Origin of the sequence: Streptomyces sp. NPDC007991, assembly GCF_042958445.1 — a bacterium.
In the GTDB taxonomy this organism is placed as follows: Bacteria; Actinomycetota; Actinomycetes; order Streptomycetales; family Streptomycetaceae; genus Streptomyces.
Genome location: NZ_JBIBJD010000033.1, coordinates 1 through 1,413, shown reverse-complemented (window position 1 = coordinate 1,413; position 1,413 = coordinate 1). Strand labels below are relative to the sequence as shown.

The 1,413-nt window shown below is 56.1% G+C and carries 1 rRNA gene; it reads right to left on the bottom strand.

Annotated elements, in window-relative coordinates:
* Positions 1–22: 22 nt before the first annotated feature.
* A 23S ribosomal RNA gene (locus ACFZDA_RS41540) occupies positions 23–1,413 on the bottom strand; the annotation flags it as partial.

Here is a 1,413-nt window from a genome sequence, read left to right as displayed (position 1 = left end):
AACACAGTGGACGCGAGCAACTGAGGACAAGCCCTCGGCCTATTAGTACCGGTCAACTCCACACGTTACCGTGCTTCCATATCCGGCCTATCAACCCAGTCGTCTACTGGGAGCCTTACCCTCTCTAGGAGGTGGGAGTCCTCATCTCGAAGCAGGCTTCCCGCTTAGATGCTTTCAGCGGTTATCCCTCCCGAACGTAGCCAACCAGCCATGCCCTTGGCAGAACAACTGGCACACCAGAGGTTCGTCCGTCCCGGTCCTCTCGTACTAGGGACAGCCCTTCTCAAGACTCCTACGCGCACAGCGGATAGGGACCGAACTGTCTCACGACGTTCTAAACCCAGCTCGCGTACCGCTTTAATGGGCGAACAGCCCAACCCTTGGGACCGACTCCAGCCCCAGGATGCGACGAGCCGACATCGAGGTGCCAAACCATCCCGTCGATATGGACTCTTGGGGAAGATCAGCCTGTTATCCCCGGGGTACCTTTTATCCGTTGAGCGACGGCGCTTCCACAAGCCACCGCCGGATCACTAGTCCCGACTTTCGTCCCTGCTCGACCCGTCGGTCTCACAGTCAAGCTCCCTTGTGCACTTACACTCAACACCTGATTGCCAACCAGGCTGAGGGAACCTTTGGGCGCCTCCGTTACTCTTTAGGAGGCAACCGCCCCAGTTAAACTACCCATCAGACACTGTCCCTGATCCGGATCACGGACCCAGGTTAGACATCCAGCACGACCAGACTGGTATTTCAACGACGACTCCACACTAACTGGCGTTAGCGCTTCACAGTCTCCCAGCTATCCTACACAAGCCGAACCGAACACCAATATCAAACTGTAGTAAAGGTCCCGGGGTCTTTCCGTCCTGCTGCGCGAAACGAGCATCTTTACTCGTAGTGCAATTTCACCGGGCCTATGGTTGAGACAGTCGAGAAGTCGTTACGCCATTCGTGCAGGTCGGAACTTACCCGACAAGGAATTTCGCTACCTTAGGATGGTTATAGTTACCACCGCCGTTTACTGGCGCTTAAGTTCTCAGCTTCGCCACCCCGAAGAGTGACTAACCGGTCCCCTTAACGTTCCAGCACCGGGCAGGCGTCAGTCCGTATACATCGCCTTACGGCTTCGCACGGACCTGTGTTTTTAGTAAACAGTCGCTTCTCGCTGGTCTCTGCGGCCACCCCCAGCTCAAGGAGCAAGTCCTCTCACCGGATGTGGCCCCCCTTCTCCCGAAGTTACGGGGGCATTTTGCCGAGTTCCTTAACCATAGTTCACCCGAACGCCTCGGTATTCTCTACCTGACCACCTGAGTCGGTTTAGGGTACGGGCCGCCATGAAACTCGCTAGAGGCTTTTCTCGACAGCATAGGATCATCCACTTCACCACAATCGGCTCGGCATCAGGTCTCA